The organism is Solibacillus sp. FSL K6-4121 (assembly GCF_038002585.1).
Classification (GTDB): domain Bacteria; phylum Bacillota; class Bacilli; order Bacillales_A; family Planococcaceae; genus Solibacillus; species Solibacillus faecavium.
The window spans coordinates 418,952-442,278 of record NZ_JBBOCS010000002.1 but is presented as its reverse complement, the minus strand read 5'-3'; the positions used below and the strand labels follow the sequence as shown (position 1 = coordinate 442,278).

23 protein-coding genes are annotated in these 23,327 nt (G+C 35.6%); 6 read left to right on the top strand and 17 right to left on the bottom strand.

Annotation, left to right across the window (positions count from 1 at the left end):
• Both MHH95_RS11645 and MHH95_RS11640 read right to left on the bottom strand, forming a co-directional pair.
• On the bottom strand, positions 1-2,226 hold the full coding sequence (locus tag MHH95_RS11645) for an S-layer homology domain-containing protein (protein ID WP_339216085.1): 2,226 nt from the start codon (positions 2,224-2,226) through the stop codon (positions 1-3).
• Positions 2,227-2,413: 187 nt separating this feature from the next.
• Positions 2,414-3,643: a dicarboxylate/amino acid:cation symporter gene (locus MHH95_RS11640; RefSeq protein WP_339216083.1), complete on the bottom strand. Its 1,230-nt coding sequence runs from the start codon at positions 3,641-3,643 to the stop codon at positions 2,414-2,416.
• A 713-nt stretch (positions 3,644-4,356) separates the two neighbouring features.
• Between MHH95_RS11640 and MHH95_RS11635 the strand changes: the two genes are divergently transcribed.
• The 5 genes from MHH95_RS11635 to MHH95_RS11615 all read left to right on the top strand — a co-directional run bounded on the left by MHH95_RS11635 (position 4,357) and on the right by MHH95_RS11615 (position 7,948).
• Positions 4,357-5,139, top strand: coding sequence for a helix-turn-helix domain-containing protein (locus tag MHH95_RS11635; RefSeq protein ID WP_340727693.1), 783 nt, complete (start codon positions 4,357-4,359; stop codon positions 5,137-5,139).
• A gap of 161 nt (positions 5,140-5,300) precedes the next feature.
• Complete coding sequence (locus MHH95_RS11630; RefSeq protein ID WP_340727692.1) at positions 5,301-5,753, top strand: LytTR family DNA-binding domain-containing protein; 453 nt, start codon at positions 5,301-5,303, stop codon at positions 5,751-5,753.
• The gene (locus MHH95_RS11625; protein WP_340727691.1) at positions 5,750-6,160 is read left to right on the top strand and encodes a DUF3021 domain-containing protein; all 411 of its coding nucleotides are present in this window, start codon (positions 5,750-5,752) and stop codon (positions 6,158-6,160) included. Before MHH95_RS11630 ends, MHH95_RS11625 begins: the two co-directional genes overlap by 4 nt.
• A gap of 2 nt (positions 6,161-6,162) precedes the next feature.
• Entirely contained in the window at positions 6,163-7,092 is a 930-nt protein-coding gene (locus tag MHH95_RS11620; RefSeq protein WP_340727690.1) for an ABC transporter ATP-binding protein, read from the top strand.
• Positions 7,082-7,948, top strand: coding sequence for an ABC transporter permease (locus MHH95_RS11615; protein ID WP_340727689.1), 867 nt, complete (start codon positions 7,082-7,084; stop codon positions 7,946-7,948). The genes MHH95_RS11620 and MHH95_RS11615 overlap by 11 nt, the downstream gene beginning before the upstream one ends.
• 51 nt (positions 7,949-7,999) lie before the next feature.
• On the opposite strand, the gene MHH95_RS11610 is transcribed toward MHH95_RS11615, so the two are convergent.
• The 8 genes from MHH95_RS11610 to MHH95_RS11575 form a co-directional block, all read right to left on the bottom strand.
• Positions 8,000-8,545 (bottom strand): hypothetical protein, encoded by a 546-nt coding sequence (locus MHH95_RS11610; protein WP_340727688.1) that lies wholly within the window; start codon positions 8,543-8,545, stop codon positions 8,000-8,002.
• A 24-nt stretch (positions 8,546-8,569) separates the two neighbouring features.
• Positions 8,570-9,223 (bottom strand): hypothetical protein, encoded by a 654-nt coding sequence (locus MHH95_RS11605; protein WP_340727687.1) that lies wholly within the window; start codon positions 9,221-9,223, stop codon positions 8,570-8,572.
• Positions 9,224-9,526: 303 nt separating this feature from the next.
• Positions 9,527-11,356 carry a hypothetical protein gene (locus MHH95_RS11600; RefSeq protein WP_340727686.1) on the bottom strand — a complete coding sequence of 610 codons (1,830 nt, stop codon included), beginning with the start codon at positions 11,354-11,356 and terminating at the stop codon, positions 9,527-9,529.
• 352 nt (positions 11,357-11,708) lie between these two features.
• On the bottom strand, positions 11,709-12,695 hold the full coding sequence (locus MHH95_RS11595; protein WP_340727685.1) for an NADPH:quinone reductase: 987 nt from the start codon (positions 12,693-12,695) through the stop codon (positions 11,709-11,711).
• Positions 12,696-12,821: 126 nt separating this feature from the next.
• Positions 12,822-14,405, bottom strand: coding sequence for a hypothetical protein (locus tag MHH95_RS11590; RefSeq protein WP_340727684.1), 1,584 nt, complete (start codon positions 14,403-14,405; stop codon positions 12,822-12,824).
• A gap of 594 nt (positions 14,406-14,999) precedes the next feature.
• Complete coding sequence (locus MHH95_RS11585; RefSeq protein ID WP_191699239.1) at positions 15,000-15,185, bottom strand: hypothetical protein; 186 nt, start codon at positions 15,183-15,185, stop codon at positions 15,000-15,002.
• A gap of 14 nt (positions 15,186-15,199) precedes the next feature.
• On the bottom strand, positions 15,200-15,367 hold the full coding sequence (locus MHH95_RS11580) for a YvrJ family protein (RefSeq protein WP_340727683.1): 168 nt from the start codon (positions 15,365-15,367) through the stop codon (positions 15,200-15,202).
• Positions 15,360-15,911, bottom strand: a complete 552-nt coding sequence (locus MHH95_RS11575; RefSeq protein WP_340727682.1) for a sigma factor-like helix-turn-helix DNA-binding protein — start codon at positions 15,909-15,911, stop codon at positions 15,360-15,362. Before MHH95_RS11575 ends, MHH95_RS11580 begins: the two co-directional genes overlap by 8 nt.
• 508 nt (positions 15,912-16,419) lie before the next feature.
• Between MHH95_RS11575 and MHH95_RS11570 the strand changes: the two genes are divergently transcribed.
• Complete coding sequence (locus MHH95_RS11570) at positions 16,420-17,277, top strand: XRE family transcriptional regulator (RefSeq protein ID WP_340727681.1); 858 nt, start codon at positions 16,420-16,422, stop codon at positions 17,275-17,277.
• A 262-nt stretch (positions 17,278-17,539) separates the two neighbouring features.
• On the opposite strand, the gene MHH95_RS11565 is transcribed toward MHH95_RS11570, so the two are convergent.
• The 7 genes from MHH95_RS11565 to MHH95_RS11535 all read right to left on the bottom strand — a co-directional run bounded on the left by MHH95_RS11565 (position 17,540) and on the right by MHH95_RS11535 (position 23,265).
• Positions 17,540-18,214 (bottom strand): metal-dependent hydrolase, encoded by a 675-nt coding sequence (locus MHH95_RS11565; RefSeq protein ID WP_340727680.1) that lies wholly within the window; start codon positions 18,212-18,214, stop codon positions 17,540-17,542.
• Between the two features lie 598 nt (positions 18,215-18,812).
• Positions 18,813-19,337: a TlpA family protein disulfide reductase gene (locus MHH95_RS11560; RefSeq protein ID WP_340727679.1), complete on the bottom strand. Its 525-nt coding sequence runs from the start codon at positions 19,335-19,337 to the stop codon at positions 18,813-18,815.
• Positions 19,337-20,023, bottom strand: coding sequence for an ABC transporter ATP-binding protein (locus MHH95_RS11555; protein WP_340727678.1), 687 nt, complete (start codon positions 20,021-20,023; stop codon positions 19,337-19,339). The genes MHH95_RS11560 and MHH95_RS11555 overlap by 1 nt, the downstream gene beginning before the upstream one ends.
• Before the next feature lie 7 nt (positions 20,024-20,030).
• Positions 20,031-20,849, bottom strand: coding sequence for an ABC transporter permease (locus MHH95_RS11550; protein WP_340727677.1), 819 nt, complete (start codon positions 20,847-20,849; stop codon positions 20,031-20,033).
• Positions 20,825-21,286: a nitrous oxide reductase accessory protein NosL gene (locus MHH95_RS11545; RefSeq protein WP_340727676.1), complete on the bottom strand. Its 462-nt coding sequence runs from the start codon at positions 21,284-21,286 to the stop codon at positions 20,825-20,827. Before MHH95_RS11545 ends, MHH95_RS11550 begins: the two co-directional genes overlap by 25 nt.
• Positions 21,283-22,557: a right-handed parallel beta-helix repeat-containing protein gene (locus MHH95_RS11540; RefSeq protein ID WP_340727675.1), complete on the bottom strand. Its 1,275-nt coding sequence runs from the start codon at positions 22,555-22,557 to the stop codon at positions 21,283-21,285. Before MHH95_RS11540 ends, MHH95_RS11545 begins: the two co-directional genes overlap by 4 nt.
• Before the next feature lie 69 nt (positions 22,558-22,626).
• Complete coding sequence (locus tag MHH95_RS11535) at positions 22,627-23,265, bottom strand: nitrous oxide reductase accessory protein NosL (RefSeq protein WP_340727674.1); 639 nt, start codon at positions 23,263-23,265, stop codon at positions 22,627-22,629.
• Positions 23,266-23,327: the final 62 nt, after the last annotated feature.

Below are 23,327 nucleotides of genomic sequence, written 5' to 3'. Positions count from 1 at the left end.
TTAATAGTTTCTAATCTCATATTCGTTCATTTTATGAGCTAAACGAATAGTTGCTTGTGCTAATTGCGCATACGTTACTTCACTATTTGGCTTTAACTGATTATTTTCCGCCTCAAGTAGTCCTAATCCATGAGCTAATGCTACATGGCCACGTAGTTCCTGGCTAACTTGTGCTGCATCACTGTATTTCAGTTCATATATATCGCTAAGCTGCGCTGGTTTATCAAGCTTCAACATACCGATTACCCATTTTGCCAGTTCCTGATTTGAAAGAGTTCCAGTCGGATTAAACGTTTTAGAAGACGTATCAAGCATCCCCATACTTAAGGCATGTGTTACAAATGAATATAATGGATGATCAGACGTTATATCGTTAAACGATTGATTTGACGTTTCATATTCATTATATCTAGAGCTGTAATACATATAGGTTACAGATTTCAGTAATACTTTTAACGCTTCCTCTTTAGTAACGGATGCATCTGGATTAAATGTTCCATCTACCTCTAAAATCCCTGCATGAATTAAATAATTTAATTCCTCTGCAGCTGTTGGATGCTTGATTTTCGGCTTGTTTGAACTAGCCATACCATAAACATCTAACCATTCCCCTGTTTTTGCATCAATGGTAGCAGACGAACCTTCTTTGAAGACCGGTTGATATGCTAAGCTATAATGCTGATCATTTTCCACATTTGAATGATTTACATATTGCAGCTTCAGTTTCAACTCATTTTTCAACAGCTTTGTTGCTTCCTGCTCTGTTAAAACTTCTGTTGCGGCAGGCCACTCTACATCATCAAATCCGTTTACACGCAAGCTTACTAAAGCGCCTGTTTTGGCATCGACATTAACTGAGATATTATCACCTACAACCATTAACCCATTTACAATACGTGGGAACGTAAAATAATAACTATCATTATAACTTTCGTGCTGTCCCTCATCTACTGGTAATGCATACTGGTGAGCATAAGATGGTACCCATTCTTTCACATATGCAATCGCCTTATCTAATGTCTGTTGCTTCGTGAATTTTACTTCCGTATCATTATCTTCATCTTCTAATTCAAGGCTATTTTTGATATCACTATAATTAATTACCTCTCCTGTAGCTTTATCAATTGTAAGTGTAGTGCCTGTCCCACTGTTTCTATAGTGATACATATAATGAATGCTATATACTTCCTTACCAGCCTCTGTTATTTCTTCAACTGACTCAACCGTTAATTTAACACCTTTTTGATCTGTTGCGAGCAACTTTTGCGCCATCGCCTGCGCCTGTTCTGATGTTAAGTTCGGCTGTTTTGCTGCTAATGGTGCCGTCACAATTGGTGTAATCGCTTGAGCTGATAACGTTGAGGATAGCCCATCCGTTGTAAGCCATTCTCCACTTTGAGCATGTACACCTGAAACCACCTGGCTATTCGGTTGATAAACTAGCTTTACTTTGTAATCACCTGTAGAATAATCTGTGACAATTTTATATGACAACTGTGCCTTTAATGCATCCTGTAAACGGTTGGCAATGACCGATTCACTTTGTTTTTTGGAAGGATCATCAAACGTAAAATTATTTTTTTCACTTGTTGTTCTATAAAAAGAGGATACTGTGCCATCTCCTAACACCCTAATATTGATCGATTGGTCTAAAATCGGAATACCTGATTTTTTCTTTGCATACATAAACGAGTATTGAACGGGTTCAGTCAAAATAGAAGATGAATAATAATCATATTCATTTGGTACTAGTTCATACCCTTCACCTTCATTGAACTTTTCAAGAAACGTATTCGCTACTTTTTGCGCTTCCTCTTTAGAATACTTCGCTGGGAATAATACATCCTTAGAGTTTACTGGTTGATAATAAAATTGTTCTAACTCTAATGCTTCTCCTACAAAAGTAAAATATCCACTCACATGTTGATTATCAATTTGCTTCATAAAGCGAAGTTCATAACGCAACGTGGAATCTTTAGGATGTGAGAAACCCGATCCCATACGAAAATCTTTTTCGGTTACATTCGGAAACTCATTTGGAAATAATTCTCGAAAACGCTTCATTAAATCCTCTTTTGTTACCGTTGTATTCATTTGTGCGACTTGAATTGGCAATGTATCCATACGTTCATTTCCTAACGTTGAAGCGCTTGCCATTGGTGCTAATAAACCTACAGATAGCGCTGTTGCAGATAACATTGCTCCTGCCTTTTTAAAAGTTACCATTCTTCATCCCCCTATCTCTTTGCGTAAACATTTGTTTACACTTACATTATACTTTACAAACAACTATAAAGTTTCAGATATTCAATTATTTACCAATAAAAAGTGTAGTTTCTATTTTAGAGATGAAGACAAATAAAAAGACACCGAGTGATATTAAACTCGATGCCTTAAATTATTATTTATACTATTATTCAGCTACTGCTGTCTTTTCTTTATCCTTTTCACTTTCTGTGATATAAAGGGCACATGTTAAATCGCCAAAACAGTTGACCATTGTACGTGTCATATCCAGTAAGCGGTCAATACCAATAATTAATGCAATACCTTCTACCGGTAAACCTACTGATTCCAATACCATCGCAAGCATGATCATACCTGCACCTGGAACTGCTGCTGTACCGATAGATGCTAATACGGCTGTCATAACAACAATTATCATTTGAGAAAACGATAAGTCGATCCCATACACTTGTGCAATGAAAATCGTTGCAACACCTTGCATGATAGCTGTACCGTCCATATTGATTGTGGCACCAAGTGGCTGTACGAAACTACTAATCCCTTTTGGTACATTTAATTTATTTTGTGCAATTTCCATCGAAATAGGTAGTGTAGCACTACTGCTTGATGTACTAAATGCAACAGTCATTGCAGGAAGATAAGCTTTAATAACATCGATTGGATTACGTTTTGCTAATACTTTTAACGCACTTCCATAAATCAGTAAGAAATGTATAAATAAAGCCAATAATACGACCATCATATACCAGAACATCGCCTGTAATGCATCAAACCCTTGCTTACCTACCGCTGATGCAATCAATCCAAACGTTCCGTACGGTGCAAATTTCATAACTAATGTTACAAGGAACATCATAAGGTCATTTCCCTGTTCCATAAAGCGTTTTACTAAATCTACTTTTGAAGCTAAATAACTTATACCTAATCCAATAAAGATCGCAAAGAATATAATTTGCAGCATATCGCCACTTGCCATTGCATCAATCGGGTTCGCCGGAATAATTCCAAGCAACGTTTCAGATACAGGTGGTGCTTCTGCAGCCTCATAGCTTGCTTCCTGTACATCGAATTGACCTTTATTACCTGGTTGGAAAATCACCGCTAAAGCAATACCAATTGTAATAGCAATAGCTGTCGTTGTTAAGAAGAACAGCATCGCTTTACTTCCCATTCGACCTAATGCTTTCGGATCACCTATATTTGCAACCCCTACTACAATGGAGAAAAACACTAACGGTACGATAAGCATTTTAATTAAGTTTAAAAAGATCGTCCCTAATGGTGTGAAGAAAAATCGGTCTGCTTCAGTAAAGAATGAAGGCGCTGCAAGGTTTAATCCTATACCTACAATTGCCCCTAACCCTAACGCCCATAAAATTTTCGTTGCTAGTTTCATAAACTCACTTCCTCTTACTTAGATAATTTTTACGTATTTTAGAATAATAGATACTTATTGTAGAACAGAATTGAAATCCGAACCACAAAACTAGCTTTTTCTGTTTGATTTTTGACATTATTCTAAAAAAAATAAAGCATGACCTACAATTTTTATTAAAAATAAAATTTCACTTGAGTATTAGGAAGCCAACATTTTAGTATAAATCTCTTAAGCTGTTTTTGGTTTGCCGAACTCAACTTTCCTATCTCTTTACCCAAATTATTCATAAAAATAAAACTACTATGAAAAATATTTTTTATTGGTTCATCACCATGTGTCGGAGGATGACAAATTTGAACAAATAAAATATCGTAATGGATACCTTTGCGATGAAATGCTCTGAGGCTTGCCCACTTGAAGTTGGACGGCTTCGAGAGTAATGAGATAAATAGAGGAATGAATTTCCCTTATTTCGAAAATAAAATAAAAAATAGTAAAAATAAGGGAAGAAATTTCCGTTATTAACCTAAAAAACGTGATATTTCAGGTTTTTATTTAAAATAGCGGTAAAACGTTCCCTTATTTATCCTAAAAATGAGCTACATCATTCAATTAACGGTAAAATCTCCCCTTATTTTAGAATGGAATAACCTAAATTCAAAAATAATCAAAAAAGATGTCCCTTACTTCTTTCATTTTTGACATATGTATGATGAAGGGAGATGCAAATAATGGTATTCGAATATTTAAAAACATATCAAACATTTAACTCAATTAAAGAAATGGACGAGGCAGTAGCGGCTCACCTAGCTGAACATGAATTAACCGAAAGTGAGCGCAATGTCATTTTACGTATTGCACAGTCTGCACTTGCCTATCCTGGCGCCGCGCATTTAAAGGCAAAAACAATTGCCGATAGTATCGGGATTAGCACGAAAACAGTGTATCGTGCTGTAAAAAAAGCAGCAGATCTTGGGATTTTATGTGTCGTAGCAAGCACGAAACTAAATGGAATTAAAGGAGCTAACATTTATAAAATTTTACATGTCCCATCGGAAATGTCCGATCGGGTCTCAGCTAAAGAAGTGCATGAAATTGAGGATAGCGAAGATTTTTCGTGTAACGAAACTATTTCTTTTAATCTTTTTAAAACAAGCTCTTTAAAAGACATATATAATAATACGCTCACACAGATGAATGAATGGCAAAAAACATTGTATGAGTTTTTAATGAGCCTGCCGTTAAATGATGAATTAAAGGACGGGCTACGATCAGCTATTTTAGCAACACCGATTCAAAATATGCGGGAGTTTACGATTGCGAAAGATGCAATGTGGCGAATAATTCAAGACATTCATGATGGGAAATTAACTATTCGAACAACTTTACGTGCAATTTATAAAGGAGCGTATGACAAGGCAGTAGCACGCCCTGTTTTACCGGAGAGCAAAGAGCAGCAACAATATCCAAAAACAAGACCTGTCCCTTTTTATGACTGGCTGACAGAGCGTTGAAAGAAAACCTCTTCAACTATTCATTTTCGAAGTACAATAAGATAAGAGTCCTTCTTCATACGCTTAAAATTACCTGTCAACGCGTTTTTTCTACCTGTTACTGGCAAAATCAAGTATATAAAAATTCCAATGCTACAATGAAATCATGAAAGGAGCAGTGTATGAAAATCCACTTACATATTGAAAATGACCGCACAGAAATCGAAGTTCATATCCATGCACCAAAATTTGATGAAACAGTCGAACAATTAATGAAAAAAATTAATAGCTCAACACCTGAAAGTATTGCCGGCTATTCCAATGGAGACATTCATTTACTAAAATCTCGTGAAATTTATTCGATTTTTACCGAAAATGGAAAAGTATTTTTACAAACAGATGAAGAAGAATTTGAAGCAAAGAATAAACTTTATGAATTAGAAGAACGTTTTCATTCTAGCTTTATCCGAGTCAATAAATCCATGCTCGTAAACATCGATAAAATTGTTTCCATCCAATCAAAAGTGCTTGGCAACCCCCAAGTCATTTTAGCAAATGAAACAGTTGTTCCTGTCAGCCGTAATTATTTCAAACTACTAAAGGAAGCGCTCGGGTTAGGAGGTGCTGGCAAGTGAAAAACTTTTTAATTAGCTGCTTTGTCAGTGTTTTTATGTCTTATTTCATCATCGCACTCATTACGTACAATGACACATCCATAACCTGGTCTGGTGCAGAGTTGTTAAATCAATTTTTATTAGCCCTTTCATTAGGGGTCATCATTGGTTGTGCAAACAGTTTATTTTTAATTAAACATTGGCCTTATATAGCGGTTTTAACACTTCATTATGGGATAGTTCTATGCTCTGTATTTACAGTCGGACTTTTTGGAAATTGGTTTTCTTTTGATGAACCGTCTACATTCATCCTTTTATTTATTCAGTCAACGGTCATTTATATTATCGTTTGGTGCTTTATTTTCTTTTCGATTAAACGCGATATTAAACGAATGAATGATGTTTTAAAACAAAATCGAGGTGAATAACATTGACTTATGCCATTGAAGTCTCGGACTTAAAAAAGCATTTTGGTTCGATCGAAGCGGTTAAAGGGATTGATTTCCAAGTAAAAAAAGGCTCTTTATTCGCATTTTTAGGTAGTAACGGAGCCGGTAAATCGACGACGATTGAAATATTATGTACATTGCTTGAAAAAACTAGCGGGGATGTAACGATTAATGGGCACCGACTTGGAACGATGAAGGATAATGATCGGATCAGGCAATCAATTGGGATTGTTTTTCAGCAAAGCCTGCTTGATAAAGAACTGACTGTGAAGGAAAATATTATCCATCGTGGTCGCTTTTATCAATTAACGAAAGCACAGTTAATAGAGAATTATCGTTTCGTTTGGCAATATTTAAAGCTTGGTGAAATAGAGAATAAAAAATATGGCCAATTGTCTGGTGGCCAGCGTAGACGAGCCGATATTGCCCGCGCAATAATCCATAAGCCTCCGATTTTATTTCTAGACGAACCGACTACTGGACTCGATCCTCACACCCGAAAATTCGTATGGGAAACGGTTGAACGACTAAGGAAAGAGATTGGTATGACGATATTTTTAACAACCCATTACATGGAGGAAGCAACAAATGCGGATCAAATAGTTGTCATTAAAAAAGGGGAAATTGTCGCTCAAGGCACACCAAATGAATTGAAAGAACGCTTTGCATCTGATCAACTGGTGCTTTCCTTTAAAAAAGAGACGGATATTGAACTTATTTCCGAAAAAATTGGCTGTGAAATGGTGCAATTCGGTGATGTTTATAAAGTGAATATCCCCTCTACTTTACATGCGATTCCGATTATCGAACGGATTCAACCTTCCCTTGCATCATTTGAGGTGATTAAAGGCTCGATTGATCAAGTATTTATTCAGATTAATGAGGAAGTAGGTGACATGAATGCTTCTTAGTTTAGTCAGCCGAAATAACAAAGTATTCCTCAGAAATAAATTGCTCGTTTTCTTCTCTTTGCTTTCGGTACTTATTTTAATTGGTCTTTACGCTATTTTTTTGCAGAATCTTCAGGTTAACTCCATCGCGGAATATGTTGCTGTCACACCTGAAATTGAAGTACTAGTCAGTGAATGGATGGTCGCTGGACTTTTATCAATAATCGCCATGTCGGCAACTCTCGGGGTATTTGGGATTTATATAAAAGATTTAGAGTCAAAAACGACAGCAGATTTTTTAGTAACTGCTGCTTCGCGATATAAAATACAGTTAAGCTATGTAATCAGTTCTTTTATTATTGGGTTTTCCATGACTTTTATCGGATTTATTTGCTGTGAAATTTTCATCGTTTCCATTGGCGGTGAATGGCTTTCTCCCATCGCAATGTTAAAAGCAATCGGTATTTTAATTTTAGCGGTGGTCATGAGTAGTATGATCAATTTATTTATCGTGTTATTTATTAATACGGAAACGGCATTTTCTACAGTGAGCACAATTAGTGGAACATTATTAGGGTTTCTATGCGGTATATACGTTCCGATGGCAGTATTACCAAGTGCCGTCCAATCTGTCATCCACCTCTTCCCGGTAAGCCATATAACTGTATTACTACGCGATGTATTTACTGCACAATCCGTTGAAAAAGTATTTGCCGGAAATGACGTTTATGCTAGAACGTACAAAGTTGATTATGGTGTCATGTATGAAATAAACGGCTCCATTCTTTCAAGTATGATGAGTTTACTATTTGTACTTACTACGATTATTGTGCTTGGTACTTTGTCCACCTTATTGTTTAGAAGGAAGTATAAATAGCAAAAAAAGAGTATTGCACCCTTCTCCGCAATACTCTTTTGAATATCCTTTTTAATTTACTTCAACCACTACAACATTAACAACCGGATAACGTTCGTATGCTTCGATGAACTCTTTTTTCTCTTCAACAGATAAATTTAAAGGCTCTGTGTAGGTTGTTGAATCTTCTTCAGACAATGAACCATACATGCCAATTCGGTATTGCCCTTTTTTTGTTATCACATCATTTTCTGCCGCTTTAAAAATTACGCCCCATTCAGACGTTTCCACGAACATTTTTTTAGATACGGCATGATTCTTATCTTGAATTGCTCCTACTAAAAACAACTCCGCTGAATTTTCTGCTCTAAACATAGAAAACTGAACTTTGCCGTTCCCTTCGAAGTTGTTGCCAAAATAAATTTCTCTATCACCCATAAATTGACCGTTTTCATAAACTTCTACAAACATCGTGACACTTTGTTTTTCTTTCAGATCAAATGCTTGTTGAAGATTAAACTCAGCGGCACTCGATAAGATGTCTTCACCTATTTCAGCTTCATCCGAACATCCTACTAGTGGTAGACATAATAATATTACTAGTAATAATCTTTTCATATGTAGCAACACCCCTATAGTAGTTTATAGATTTCTTGAACGCTGTCCTTCTGTAAGTTTTATATGGACATTAGACGAACTTCCACCATCAATATGCTTAGGAATACCTGTCACATCCAATAATTCCTTTAAATAAATCGAGCTTTTCGAGTTTGCTTCTAGTGTTACATTATACGGCCCGGCAACATTCATTAAGGACTCCATTCTCACCCCGTCCTCATGGAAAAATGAATCTAAAAACTCTAGCTGAAAAGATACCGCTTCATTACTCCGATTGTGTAGGATAAGACTACATTCCCCATTCATTAAGTCTTCACCCATATAGTCAAAATTACATTTGCCGTTACCATCATACTTAATAGCATAAATACCTTCTGCAAACGTTTCTTGATAAACGGTAATAAGTGCCATAGGTATTAAGGCAAAAGCTAATATTACCAATACCAATGTTCTAAAATGATATTTTTTCAATCCAATCTGCAATAAAACTAGCGAAATTACGAATAACACTGAAGTGAAAATCCCAAGAAATACATAGCCTTCTTCATTTCGTATAGGAAACGTCATAAATGATGAACGGGCTTTTATCATTTCGTTATTTGGAAACGGAAAATAAATAGACATACAAATTACTAAAAGAATGAAGGAAATAGCAATTGCTAATTTATTTTTAATCATCCACATTGCCCCCTCTTTATAAAATTAAATACCTATTTTAACACATTATCTACCAGTTATTCCGAATTATTGTTTTAAAATATGTACGGTCAAGAATATCTTTACAGAAATAAGCGGAGTTTTTACCGCTATTTGCAATAGAGCATCAGTTTAGGGCGAAAATAAAAGGAAGTTTTCCCCTTATTGCATGGGAATTCAACCCGATACCCTGTTTTCGGGGGCAATAAAGGGAATTTCTCCCCTTATTTCGGCTGTTTTTAACTCAAAATAAAAAATAAGAGGAAATTCTCCCCTTATTTTCACTTATGCCAGCAGCTGCTTAGCAATTTCTTTAACATCTTTATCCTTGGACTCTTTTGTATAACGCAAAGCAAGCTGTTCAATCTCCGTACCTTGCCAAGAAGATTTATTATATCTACATAATGTTTGCATCGCAATATATTGCAGGTGGTAGTCAGCCGTTTTTAAAGTTTTAATTAAAAATTCTAAACCAGCTCCGTCATACTGATCCAATTCCTCCAACAGGACTAATACGACCATCTTTTGATTCTCTGTTAGGTCATTGAAATCCCCAAATGAATCTGTAAATTTAATAAGCTGTTCGATAATTTGTTCATTTTCAGTAGTGAATAATGCCATGTAATACTTATAGTTTTCCGGGTTATCTTTTATTTTCTCAAACATTATATTAGTAATATCAGCATGATAGTATTGTGCTGTTGCGATTGCATAATCCTCATCTTCTACCCCATTATTTAATGTATCAATTGCCTGTTGCAAATACTCCGGATTTTTTGCTATATCCTCTATATTTTCTTCTACTGCTCGTTTTTCATGGGGCTTCCAGTTTGTTGAGAAACGATCATCCCATGTTTCTTCATCATATTGTAAATATTCATGAATTTGCGTAAGTACATAAAACTCCTTAAGTGTGCGGCAATGTGTTTTTGCATGATATGTGTAGCGCATCAGAACTTGACCTGCATATTCATAATCATCCATTGTTTGATAAGAACCTTCATATAGCAATGCTAAAATAATGGTACCGGCACCTTGAAATACTTTTTCAGAAATGGCGGACTCATGCAATTCGATATCAAGCTTCCCTTTATTGGCACACATTAAAGCAGATGCATTGCCTGGAACTGTATCCTTTAATCCTTCAAGGAGTATCCACTGACGGATGTCCTCATTAGTTGCATCTAAAAAGTTCAACGCCTCTAACTTACCCCATCCTGTTACATTTTTTGCTATATACCAAACCGCTTCATTGCTGCTTGACGTTCCGTTTGTTAAGGCGAAAAGTGCTACCCCTGTAAATTCTTCGTGAAGTGCGATTATTTTAAGACGCTCTTTCAGTTCTTCGCAATTTCCTGTCCCTAAAATAACAAGCGCAAATTTCACCACTTCTCGATGTGCAGCGTGCTCAAGTAACCAAATTGCTTCTTCCTTTACCCGACTTTCTTCTTTTTCGATTTCAGAAAACTGTTCTAAAAACTCATAATAATAACTTATTACTTTTTCATCTTTTATTTTTTCGTAAGTAGCTTTCCGAGTTTCATCAGTTGGATTGTTTATCTGTTCTAAAAACAGTTTGATCAGCTTTTTTGTATAAAAAGGCGTTACTTCTTCCGTATGAAGCTGATCTGCAAATCCAGGTGCATGTTTTGGATGAAATTCATCATATAAAAACGCATCATCCGGTAAATCTTTTGTTATTAACTTTTGATTTGTATGAAATTGCTGTTCAATATATGGCACGATAAATTCCTTATTGGACCAGGGTAAAAATTGTAATTTCATCGCATCATGTAAAAGCTCTTTTCCGTCTACTTTGACCGTTACGTTCAGTTTTACAAATCCGCCTATTTTGACAAATACTTTATGTTTCTTCCCGCTACTAGATTGAAATGTTCCTTTCAATGTTGAAAACGGCACAATATGTGACCAGATGGATTTCCGAACATTTTGGGCAATAATTTCACCATCAACCTTTAATACTTCCTCCATCATCTCATTAATAATCTCTATTTTATGTCCTTCAAAATCGAGGACCCAATATTTTTCTACCTCTTTTGCTACATCATTTTGTACATTGCGCATTTCTCGCTTAAACTCTTCTTTAAATCCCATTGTTACGCTCCCTAATTTCTTATATATTACTCGTATATCATAACAATTTTTTCTATTATTTTAGTAAATAGCACTAAACAGACAAAATAATAGCAAAAGTATTAGAATTTCTTCACTTTAATGTCAATATTCCCAAAATCAAACATAAAAAAAGATTCATCACTATTAGTTGGGGATGACAAAATGCCGCCTCGCGATAGCGCAAGCGGCTTGATTAGGTGTTTTTTACTTCACTTTATAACGAGGGCAAAATTTTGGGATGGTGGGTCTCGCAAACGGCAATAAAGGCAACCCTATGTTATGGTGATGAGCCACAAAAAAGGACTAGCATATTTACTAGTCCAAAATTTCACTATTGTGTTCGTACAACGACTTTTCCGTTATGCTCACCATTAATAACGGCATCAAATGCAATGCTCGCCTCTTCTAAAGGATAGCTATAGCCGACTACTGGTTTAAGTAGCTGTTTTTCAAGCAGTTTTGCTACTTCTTGAATAAGCTGCTGATGTTCTTCGGTCGTAACATTAAATAATACCATGCCTCGCACATCACACTCTTTTTGCATCATAAGACGGGGATTAATATTAATTTCCCCACGGTTTCCTACAATAACGATGACACCTTGCTTTGCAATCATTTGCAAATCTGTTTGTAAATTCTCGTTTGCCAAAAATTCAATAATAACATTTGGTCCTTTTCCATTTGTTTGTTCTAATACGGCATCAATCGTTTGCTCTGTAATATGATCAAGAACAATATCTGCTCCTGCCTCTTTTACAAGCTGTTTTCCGGATTCCCGACTTGCTGTTCCAATTACTTTTGCGCCTAATGCTTTTGCAATTTGAACAGCCTGTAAACCAACGGCGCCACTTGCCCCATGAATGAATACAGTTTGCCCTGCCTGAACATTCGCTCTCCCTACTACTGCCCGATAGGCTGTTAAAGCTGGAATACCTAACGCCGCGCCTTCTTCAAATGAAATATGTGCTGGTATCAGATGAACGAAGCGGCTATCACAAACAATTTTTTCAGCAATCGTTCCAGTCGCTTGGCCATTTGGTAAACTTGCAATAAATACTCGATCTCCCACTTTTACATTTGTTACTTGCTTCCCAACCACTTCCACAATACCTGCACCATCTAACCCTGGTGTATATGGTAATTGAGGTTTTATCGCATATGTACCTGTTGATGTATAGACATCACTTGGGTTTACTCCAGCTGCATAAAGTTTTATAAGCACTTCATTTTCAGCTGGCCCCTGTATTTCGGTTTGCTCTACCAATAAGTTTTCTGATTTACCAAATTGATTGATTCGTATCGCTTTCAATAACCTCACCTCGAAATATATAGTATTTTAAGAATATTAGAAATTTTACTTTTTGTATAGCGATTGCCTCATTAAAAATAAAAGTAGCACAAACCATTTTGTTGGTCTGTGCTACTTTTTAAGTGTTTATTACTCTTATTTTAGGAAGTTTAAAAAGTTAGAGAATGATGTTACTAAGTTTTGATAGTAGCCAATCACTTTGTCTTTTAATGCGATTTTCTCAGCTTGCTTTTGGTCTGTATCTACACTAATTTCTTCCGTTTCAGTTTCTTCTACTGGTTCAGATACGATATTCTCCACTTCTTCAACTTCTTGCTCAGGAGTTTCTACAGTAGAAGGTTGTTCTTCATCTTCTACAACAGCTGGAGTTTCCAGATTCTCATCAGTCTCAGTTGGTAGTTCTGTATTATCAACAGCCTCATCTTGAGATGCATCTTCCTCTAAAGTTGTATCTGTCGTATCTGTTGTATCTGTTGTATCTGTTTCATCAGCATCTGCAGAATCATCAGTTACCTCATCAACTACTGGAACATTTTCAGTTTCTTCGTTTGTTTGATCAGATTCTAAGTCACTTAAATATTGCTCAATATGAATTTGGTAGTAGCTAATTAAGCTTTGATAACTATTATCGATAAATTGATAAGATTCATCTAACCAATTTATAAAGTCATCTTCTGCTGTGCCTTCTTCAGTTGGTTCCTCTTCAGAAACTGGTGTTTCCGGCTCTTCTACTACCTCTTCTTCAGCTGGTTCTTCTTCTGATACCGGTGTTTCTGGCTCTTCAGCTCCATCTTCTTCAACTGGTTCTTCTTCTGATACCGGTGTTTCCGGTTCAACAACTACCTCTTCTTCAACTGGTTCTTCTTCAGATACCGGTGTTTCCGGTTCAACAACTACCTCTTCTTCAGCTGGTTCTTCTTCTGTTACTGGTGTTTCTGATTCTTCAGTGCCACCTTCTTCAGTTGGTTCCTCTTCAGATACTGGTGCTTCCGGCTCTTCTACTACCTCTTCTTCAGCTGGTTCTTCTTCCAACACTGGTGTTTCTGGTTCTTCAGCTCCATCTTCTTCAACCGGTTCTTCTTCCGATACTGGTGTTTCTGGTTCTACAACTATCTCTTCTTCAGCTGGGTCCTCTTCCGATACCGGTGTTTCCGGTTCTTCTACTACCTCATTTTCAGCTGGTTCTTCTTCAGACACTGGTGTTTCCGGTTCTTCTACTACTTCTTCAGCTGGTTCTTCTTCCGATACCGGTGTTTCCGGTTCTTCTACTACTTCGTCTTCAATTGGTTCTTCTTCAGACACTGGTGTTTCCGGTTCTACAACTACACCTTCATTCTGGTCGTCTTCATTTACCGGTGTTTCCGGCACTTCCGTTGCACCTTCGTCTATACCATCATTATCCGTTTCATCTATATTATCGTTATTATCTAATTCATTATCTGCTTTTTCGGAGTTAGTTTGAGCTACCTGACTAACAAGCTCCCCTTTTCCAGGTGATCCTGGTAGGCTTTTTGCGTATGCAGATACTTTCTGTCCATGATTTTTTGCGTGTTCAATAATTTCCGGATTTACATCTTTTGAATCTAGCTCAGATGCAGAAATAGGTGCTCCAGCCGCTAAAAATGATGCAGCTATAAATGATGTTGACATCACTAGTGGCGCTACCTTCTTAGATATATTTTTATTTGCTGTTTTAGAGTCCATTTGTTTTTTATTCATTACTTGATCGCTCCTAATTCGTATTTTTTCTACTGATAGGATGGATTTTTCATTTGTTCCGGTATTTATCGTTTCACCTCTGATCAAATCGAGTTTCGGCAGCACCATCTACTGCCTGTTTAGAATATACCAAAATTATATTACAATATTGTTTTACTCAGGTTAAAAGAATTGAGGCTACCATTACGAATTCCTCGGTTTTTGCAATATACGAAATAATAAAAACAGCCCAAGTCATTCCATTTTCCAAAGATTGATTGCGCTTTCATATTGTCTCTCTATGATTTTTCGAGTTATTTCCTCTATACTATACTGAGGAAAATTATTTTACATATATAACGTTACAGTAAAAATTGTCTAAACATAAAAAGTCATTTAATCCGCTATTATTACCGAATTAAAGTTAAAAAAATTATATAATCTCCCTAAGTGTTGATTTTATGGTGTTTGACCTTATTTATTATGTATCATGCATTATTACATCGTTGAAATACAAAGGACTTCTTGAATCATAAACATATTAAAAGAGACATTTTAATAATCCAAAGGTGCAACTACTCCTTAGATATCAAAATGCCTCACCGACTATTATATTCATTTAAACAATCCTTTTGGTTGTACAAAAACCGTATTTTTTAAAGTTTTAATAGTAACTTCATAAAGGTGCTGCTTCAGGTCATCCCGATTTTCTATCCTAGTTTGCCGTGATGAATATGAAATAACAGGTTCAATCCTTTTTAATAATTGAACAATTTCATTTGGATCAAGATGCTCGACCATAGTTAACCTCCCCCCTATTTTTTAGTCCTTTCATGGTTCACTTTAGTGAGGTCGTTTGATAATACGTCAATAGAACTTCGTAAAGAATCAATTTTGCCCTCGAATCTCATTAATAAATAAATCGCAATGGTTATCGGAAACCCGAAATTTCCCAATATTTGAAACAGCTGCCCCTCAATCATTCTCTTCCCTCCCTTCTCTTAATATATTTATCGATCTATGAATCATCTTAGAAATAGCTTGTTGTGATACGTTGTAAATCATCGCAATTTCCTTCTCAGTTAACTCGTTTACATACCGATAATATAAAACTTGTTTTTGCTTAGTATTTAAACGTCTTAATAAGGTGATTAACAATTCATCACTTAACAAACTTTCTAAGTCATTCTCAAAAATGTTTTCGAATTGGAGAAAAGAATTTTCATCTTGAACAGTATCTACCATTTCGAGGCTTTCATTAATTGGTGCATCCAAATTCAATTCATACTTTCTATTGTGCTCTCTTAACATTGAATCAAATTTTCTGGATTCATATATAACTGCTTTTTTTATATAGGCGATACGTATGATCTGTTTTTCAAAATACTTGAAATGTTCATTTAAGGTATCAGCATTAGTACTATTCGGATCCTCTAAATAGGCAGTGTACAGTTTGTTATACTCTTCTATCTCTAAAAATCTTTTAAATACATTACTATTCACAACATCAGGATTTAAAATCTTCATTCGTCATACCCCTTATCTTTTTAGTCATAAAACATGAACTTCCGTTCGTTTTTAATTAAAAAAGACCGAATAGAATTTTTGCTAACCTTCTTACTATATATAGGGGAATTTCTATCGAAAAATACAACCAAAAACGATTAGTTATAATAATATTTTAATATTTTTATTTGTTTCATCTAAATATTAGTATATTATTACTATTTTTACCTTCTACTATGTAAAACGGTAGCTCTATTTATGCATTTTATACATTGAAGATTACATTAGATATACAAGATAGACACCAGTCGTAGTATTTAAGGACTTTACTACTACTGGCGCCACCTTTTAACTGCATCTAAGGTAACTTTCCGAAAAACTTATTAACCTCCCCCAATTCCTATCAGCCATAAATCTAGAGCGATAATAATCATATCAATCATTTTCTCACCCCCCCTTTTTTCTTATTTTACATAAATTATACAATTTTATCTTATAATATTAGTAAAAGAATAAAATGGAGGATCTTATGAATAATTATGGAGAAACAGTAAAAAAAATAAGAGTCGGCAAAGGATTTTCGCAAAAATATGTATCATCTAACATCTGTACTCAAGGTAATTTCTCCAAATTTGAGCTAGGGGAAAATAAAGATATTAAACATTCTACTCTTAGTGAATTTCTGGTCCGTATAGAAACTTCTTATGACGAATTTAAATATATAAATAATGGATATTCAATGCCTTTAAGAGATGAAATTATTAACAACTTTTATAATCAAACGTATAATAATTCGGATGATTTATTGCAGTTACAGCAAAGTTGTATTTCATATTTAAAAGAATGTCCTGAAGACAAACTGATTAATAAAATAAATATCATTATAAAAAGCCTCTCAATATTAGCCAATACGAACGATATTCATCATGCAAAATTACTTGCTGAGCCCATTTGGACAGAATTATCTCGTAGGGACAACTTGTACTTATCCGATATCTTTTTGTTAAATGCTATCCTTTATATTTTTCCGGTTGAAACGGCTGAAGAAATGAAAAAATTCGCTTTTCGTCATATTGAGAAGTATAAAAATTTCCAAAATATAAATCGGATAAAAATAAACTTTTTAATTAATCTATCCTTGTTATATTTGAAAAATAACGATTACAATATGGCTTTAAAACAATTAGAGAGCTCCATTGAACTATGTAAAATAGAGAAGCAGTTTATTAACTTATCAATATGTTATATACGGAAGGGTGTTTGTTTAAGTAATATGGGCACTTGCGGATTATATTGGATTAATAAAGGAAAGAATATGTTAGAAGTTTTAGATCAGTTCGATTTGTTATCTATATTAGACGCAGAAGTTAAAAAATACTCAATTTAATGTACATTTTAAATGAGCCTGAGACAAAACAAAAAATATGCATTTTTCCAAAGAAAAAATGCATATTTTTCTGCTTCTTCTAGAATTGATTTCCGTTACGGGGACGCTTTCCGGGGGCACGGCCTTACACGAACGTCTCAGGCGTCGCGCTGTTCCCCCAGGAGTCGCCCCTTCACTCCAATCAATTCAAATATCAATTTTTAATAAGAGTATTCCCTTATACAAAAAAATTTCTACTTATGTCCAGCCTCATACTTCAAATTTATATTCTTATTTTAAATACTTTGCTTGTAATTGGAGAAAGAAATTTAACTCCTTTTATCGTCATCATATCTCCTAGAATATGAGAAAGGTAGGCCATAGTTGAGATGATCGCTAAATGTTCAACCCCCGTACTCATTTCCAACAGATAAGACATATAGCCCCAATAAATTACTGCCCAAATTGTATGGGTTTGCCCTCTATGTGGGAACCATCCTGCTGCCCCAATGTATAGAGCGAACATAACGAGCCACCACAGTTCATCCGTAATGGCATAGTACAGTAGGAATAAACCTAAAATGCTCATCAAAATATTTTTCAACGTTTCCTGGCTTCTCATGGACAATGCAATAATGATTGCACCCAACCCTAAAAAGAGGAGTTTATTTTGTTGTGTAAGCCATCCCTCCTCTAAAAAGGGTAGGAAATTAATATTAAATATGTAGGAGAATAACGACAGAACAATCAACGCCCCACCGACAAATTGTCCGCCCTTTTTTATTTGTTTCGCCGTTTTTGTCACATGCTTGTTTAACAAATTATTTCCGTCTAAATCTGGAGCAAGGGAAGCTACAGCGGTTGCAGCTAAAACGATTGGAATCATTTCAGGTGTTTGGCTGACAGACGCCACTGCCCCTATACCCAACCCTATTGTTAAATGTGTTCGACCTTTCATGTTGCCACCTCTTTGTTGTGATGTCTCTTACTTAACGTTAACCGATGAAATTGTAGCTGAGTTTCCATCTTCATTTCTTAAAAAAGCGATTACCTTCTATTAGAATATGGTTTCACGGGTTTCCCTATCACTAGTTATGTATTCAAAGATTTCATTGTACTGAAACTAATTTGATTAATCAAGTTTTACTAATTTTAAAAAGACGTAAGATATTCGAACTGTGAATCTGAAGCGAAGGGAGGAATAGGCAAAGAAATAAGGGAAGATTTTACCGTTATTTAAATGATGTTGCTCATTTTGGGGCTAAATAAGGGAACGTTTTACCGTTATTTTAAATAAAATACCTGAATTTCATGTTTTTTCAGGTCAATAACGGAAATTCCTACCCTTATTTTTACTATTTTTTATTTTATTTTCGAAATAAGGGAAATTCATTCCTCTATTTACTCATTCGCAATTCAAGGTGCCACACCCTATTCGCAGAGAAGGCACCTTCCATTCAATCTCGAATAGAAAGTGCCTTACGTGATAAAAAATATAGGTTTTTCAGTGCCCTTCCTTAAGGCACCGCGTCTTTTTCATTCGTATAAAATGAAATTCACAAAGATAAAAGGTCAATTATAAATGATTCTTCCATAGGACCAGCAAATTCATGGATAATATTGCCTTTCTCGTCGATAAAAATTGTAGTTGGAATCGTAAAGGCACCATACGTCATACTCACGTCCCCCTGCTCATCCAACAAAACCGGAAATGTCAGCCCGTACTCATTAACAAACTTTTGCACATCGTCCTGCCTGTCTTTCGTTGTCATGTTCACTGCCAATATTTCTAGCTGGTCATTATATTCCTCATATAAACGTTGCAAATGCGGTGCTTCCATTTTACAAGGTTCACACCACGAAGCCCAAAAATTCACAATCGTCCATTTCCCTTGAGAATCCGACAGTGAATATTGTTGCTGATCTAGTGCTTGCAATGTAAAATCACTTGCTTTAACAACACGAGAGCTTTCCTCATTCTTAGCTTTATTTAAAGGTCTCTCATTAGTGGTCATGCTATTTTCCCATATAAGAATTCCGATTAATAATGTGATAATAACAAGTCCAATATATTTCTTCACTAGCTATTCTCCCTCATTGTTAAAGTTAACCACAGTTGTTCTAACGTTTGACAATGGTAAGTAGTTAGAAGCGTGCTTATTTTCCCTTTGGCAATTACTTCACCTTCATGAAGCATAATCACTTGGTCCGCAATTTCTTCAGCAAAGGAAAGTAAATGGGTAGAAAACAAGACATGAGTCCCTTTTTCCTTTTCATCTACAAGCATTTTTTTCAATGTTGCAATCCAAAAGGGGTCTAAGCCATTCGTCGGTTCATCTAATATATATAAATCTCCATCGCCTATTAAACTTTGCGCTAAATTTAAACGTTGGCGCATCCCTTTGGAATACTCCGAAACCCGTAAATGACCTTTATCAGCTAGTCCAACTTGTTCAAGAAGTTTCGGGATTTTATCGGAGGGCACCTTTTTCAAATTGGCTAATAAGGCTAATATTTCAGCAGCCGTTAATGTATCCGGAAAGTTTAAATCATCCGGCATATATCGAAGTGCCTCTTTTGAAAAACCAATGATTTCCCCTTCATTTTGCACGAGTTGCCCGGTTAACAATTTTATAATAGTACTTTTCCCTGCGCCATTTGCTCCGACAAGTGCCGTAATCTCACCAGCATCAATTGTTACCTCAATATTGTGCACGCCCCGGTTTTTCTTATATGTTTTCGTAATGTTCAACAATTCCACGGTCATATATTTATCACCTTCTTTTTAATAAATATGTAGCTAATAAAAGTGGGCTAACTCCCCATAGTGCTGTAAATAAGCTGTAATAAAATAGTCCGACTGTTGAATCATAAAATTTCACCAGCTCATAGAAGGCCGGTCCTAAAACAGCTGACTGATCCGTAAATATAAAATAACTAAAGCGCATCCATTCAAGTGGATTAATATGGATGGATAACGAAATGAAAGTTTTCAATAAATTTTCCGAAATAATGGTTCCTACCGCCATTAACACATACGATAAAATCAGTGTAATCATTGACCAAACACCTAAAGCAAGCGCCAGTGCGTGAAGCCTGTTTTTTGCTATCACACCTACGAAAATACTAAGTGATGTGAAAAGTAACAGCAAAATAAGAATAAATAAGATGAACGGACCATTTAGTGAAATGCCGCCAAAAAAGCTCCCCATCATATAGGAAAGTGTAATGGCTAATAGTGTAATGAATAAAAATACATTAAATAAGCCGATCCACTTCGTAAAAATATACTTACCATTAGACATCGGATAGGTTTTCAGTAAATTTAACCAACCTGATTCACGGTCGGCCGCTAGACTCATTGAACCAATTGTCAATATAAATAACGGAAGTAAAAATAATAATACGTTTAACATTGCTGCTGATTGACGCGTAAACCCTTCTGCATCAGGCATTGCAATTTGTTGAATCATTAACACGGATGTAAAGGTAACAACAAATAATACGGTAACGATTTGAAGCCATTTACTACGGATTAATTGCTTCATCTCAAGTTGAATAAACTTTATCATTCGTGCGTATGGATTCCCCATTCAAATGTTAATAAATCATCATATTTAAGCTGTTTACCTTGTCCATTTTCATTCATATAAGCATCCACACTTTCCTGTGATGCAAATGCGAGTACGCCGTAGTTCATAGGTGTCCAATAGTTCGCTTCGTAGATGTACACGGCCTCTTTAACATTAATCCATTTATTTGTTGATTCATCTTTAATATATGCTGCCCCAATCTCGCTCTCGCCATTAGCGATAATGTATTCCATCAAACAGCCTAAATCATCAAAAACGAGATGATCATTATTTTTAAACACTATTTGACCCGCGTAATCTATATGCGAAATTGTCATATTACAAATTTCACAAACATCTGTTTCTGCAGAAATCTCTTTCGGCTTGTATTCTTTATTGCCACAGCCTGCTAATAACATCATTGCAATAATAGTACTTATAACTAATAGCCGTTTCATCTTAATTTCCTCCAAATACTAAATAATACGAATAAACTTGCCGTACTTCCCAATAGATGTAGCCAGTTCAGTTGAATGCTTTGTTCTTTATTCTCCGTCATCATAAGTGGATTTTTATCAACTAAGACCATATTTTGTGTATCGGAGAGTTGCTGATCCAATTTATTAAGTAATGTGACACTCGGGGATTCTACATAATACTGATACACGGGCTTACGCACCATCCATTGTCCAAAACTTGTGAATGAATGGTAGTCTGTATCGCCTAATCCATCAGCATTGAAGTCATAACCGTTATAATCGTCATAATGGTTTCGATTTAACACAAAGCCAATTTCGTCTGACCGAGCCGTTAATATATTACCTTGAAACTCATTTTCAGTAACTGTTACGGTTGGTGACCTTCTACTGTGAATGACCGTTCCATTTGACTGAAACATATTTTGGGTAAATGCTGTATTCTTTACTTGATTCCAAATCGTCGCAGTCGTATTTTCCTTAAATATATTATTCGTGATTTGCGCTTCTTCAATATCATATAAATACATGCCGTTACTATTTAATTGAAGCTGTCTTTCGATTTGGTTGTGGGCAATACGAGCATTTTCAACGACCATTATCGTCATGCCCGATACATTATTCTTAACCGCATTGTGTTGTAGCTGTATATTAGTACCGTACATGAAATGCAATCCATACCGCCCATCTTCAACTACCGTATGTTGGACGTCTACATTTTTTGTTTTCTCAAAGTACATGCCATCCTGAATGTTTTTAGCAAACAGATTTTTGACAATAATTTGATCCCCTTCAAATAGACTCACCGCGTTTGGCTTTTTGGAAAAGTGGCCTTCTTTTTTTCCCTCTATTTTCAAAGAGGAAAGAGTGACATTTTGAACACGGTAAAACTCCACACCTTTTTCATCAATATCAAGGTTCAAATTTTTAAAGACAAGATCTTTACTATCTTCAACACGAATAGGTGTTTGTTTCGTTTCAAATTGGAGTGATACAAGCGTAATATCAGTAGTGTCCTTAATCTTAATTCCTGTAGTTAATGATGTGATTTTTGTTTTTTTATCGCCAATGATTGTAATAGGTTTTGTAATGGTAACTGATCCTTCGTACGTTTGGTTTTTTAAATAAAGCGTACTATGTGGTTCAGTTTCGTCTATTAATTGCTGTAAACTTTCTGCTGCTACGCTATGTGAAACGAGGGGAAAGAAGGTTAATAGCAGCGAAAGAACAGCCCATCTCATCAATTTATTCATAAGCCCTATGCACCTCTATTTATGGTGTATTTACAGAGATAAGTCGCTTTCAGACATATCATCCGCTCATTAATCACCAGCATTGTGCTGTTTTTCTTCCCCTTCATGATGCACATGACCGTCTTCAGGATCATGTTTATCCACATTCTCTCCCGCTTTCATTTTTGCTTTACGGCGCTCCAAAGCTTGTTGACGTACTTTTGTATAGGATGTCAATTCCGATCCTTCATTCTCATCCATATACGTTTTTGCATCATCTTCATATTTAAAGAAAATATAACCCCAGTTCATCGGTGATTTTAACTTTGTTTTCACAATATATGCTTGCTCTACATTAAACCAATTTAATGTTTTGTAATCACGTACAAATTTTTCATTTACTTCTACGTTGGCAAACTCAGCATTCAGTAAACAACCGATATCATCATAAAATGCAATGGAGCCGTCCTCTTTAATCGCCTGAGCTGAGAAGACGCCCATTTCATGATCTTTTGTATAAACTTTCATATTACACATGACGCATACTGTATCTTCTGTAGGCTCTTGCAAACGTGCATCCTGCGTCCAATCCTTCTCGGCGATTTGTTCAACATCCTGCTGCTGTGCGGATTCCTGATTGGAAACTGTTGACTCATTGTTCTCTTCAGTTTGGTTGCAAGCTGTTAGTAACATTGTGATAGTTCCTGCTAATAATATCTTTTTAATCACGTACATCACTCCATTATTTTTATTTCGCTTCCTATGATAACACTTGGTTAGAATATTATATT

What these genes read in the sequence shown, in the direction of transcription:
- MHH95_RS11610 (WP_340727688.1), bottom strand. Translation starts at nt 8,545, where the DNA reads ATGAAAAGATTATTACTAGTAATATTATTATGTCTACCACTAGTAGGA.
- MHH95_RS11590 (WP_340727684.1), bottom strand. Translation starts at nt 14,405, where the DNA reads ATGAATAAAAAACAAATGGACTCTAAAACAGCAAATAAAAATATATCT.
- MHH95_RS11540 (WP_340727675.1), bottom strand. Translation starts at nt 22,557, where the DNA reads ATGAATAAATTGATGAGATGGGCTGTTCTTTCGCTGCTATTAACCTTC.
- MHH95_RS11580 (WP_340727683.1), bottom strand. Translation starts at nt 15,367, where the DNA reads ATGATTGAGGGGCAGCTGTTTCAAATATTGGGAAATTTCGGGTTTCCG.
- MHH95_RS11615 (WP_340727689.1), top strand. Translation starts at nt 7,082, where the DNA reads ATGCTTCTTAGTTTAGTCAGCCGAAATAACAAAGTATTCCTCAGAAAT.
- MHH95_RS11605 (WP_340727687.1), bottom strand. Translation starts at nt 9,223, where the DNA reads ATGATTAAAAATAAATTAGCAATTGCTATTTCCTTCATTCTTTTAGTA.
- MHH95_RS11635 (WP_340727693.1), top strand. Translation starts at nt 4,357, where the DNA reads ATGGTATTCGAATATTTAAAAACATATCAAACATTTAACTCAATTAAA.
- MHH95_RS11565 (WP_340727680.1), bottom strand. Translation starts at nt 18,214, where the DNA reads ATGAAAGGTCGAACACATTTAACAATAGGGTTGGGTATAGGGGCAGTG.
- MHH95_RS11570 (WP_340727681.1), top strand. Translation starts at nt 16,420, where the DNA reads ATGAATAATTATGGAGAAACAGTAAAAAAAATAAGAGTCGGCAAAGGA.
- MHH95_RS11585 (WP_191699239.1), bottom strand. Translation starts at nt 15,185, where the DNA reads ATGGTCGAGCATCTTGATCCAAATGAAATTGTTCAATTATTAAAAAGG.
- MHH95_RS11555 (WP_340727678.1), bottom strand. Translation starts at nt 20,023, where the DNA reads ATGACCGTGGAATTGTTGAACATTACGAAAACATATAAGAAAAACCGG.
- MHH95_RS11645 (WP_339216085.1), bottom strand. Translation starts at nt 2,226, where the DNA reads ATGGTAACTTTTAAAAAGGCAGGAGCAATGTTATCTGCAACAGCGCTA.
- MHH95_RS11630 (WP_340727692.1), top strand. Translation starts at nt 5,301, where the DNA reads ATGAAAATCCACTTACATATTGAAAATGACCGCACAGAAATCGAAGTT.
- MHH95_RS11640 (WP_339216083.1), bottom strand. Translation starts at nt 3,643, where the DNA reads ATGAAACTAGCAACGAAAATTTTATGGGCGTTAGGGTTAGGGGCAATT.
- MHH95_RS11545 (WP_340727676.1), bottom strand. Translation starts at nt 21,286, where the DNA reads ATGAAACGGCTATTAGTTATAAGTACTATTATTGCAATGATGTTATTA.
- MHH95_RS11550 (WP_340727677.1), bottom strand. Translation starts at nt 20,849, where the DNA reads ATGGGGAATCCATACGCACGAATGATAAAGTTTATTCAACTTGAGATG.
- MHH95_RS11575 (WP_340727682.1), bottom strand. Translation starts at nt 15,911, where the DNA reads ATGAAGATTTTAAATCCTGATGTTGTGAATAGTAATGTATTTAAAAGA.
- MHH95_RS11600 (WP_340727686.1), bottom strand. Translation starts at nt 11,356, where the DNA reads ATGGGATTTAAAGAAGAGTTTAAGCGAGAAATGCGCAATGTACAAAAT.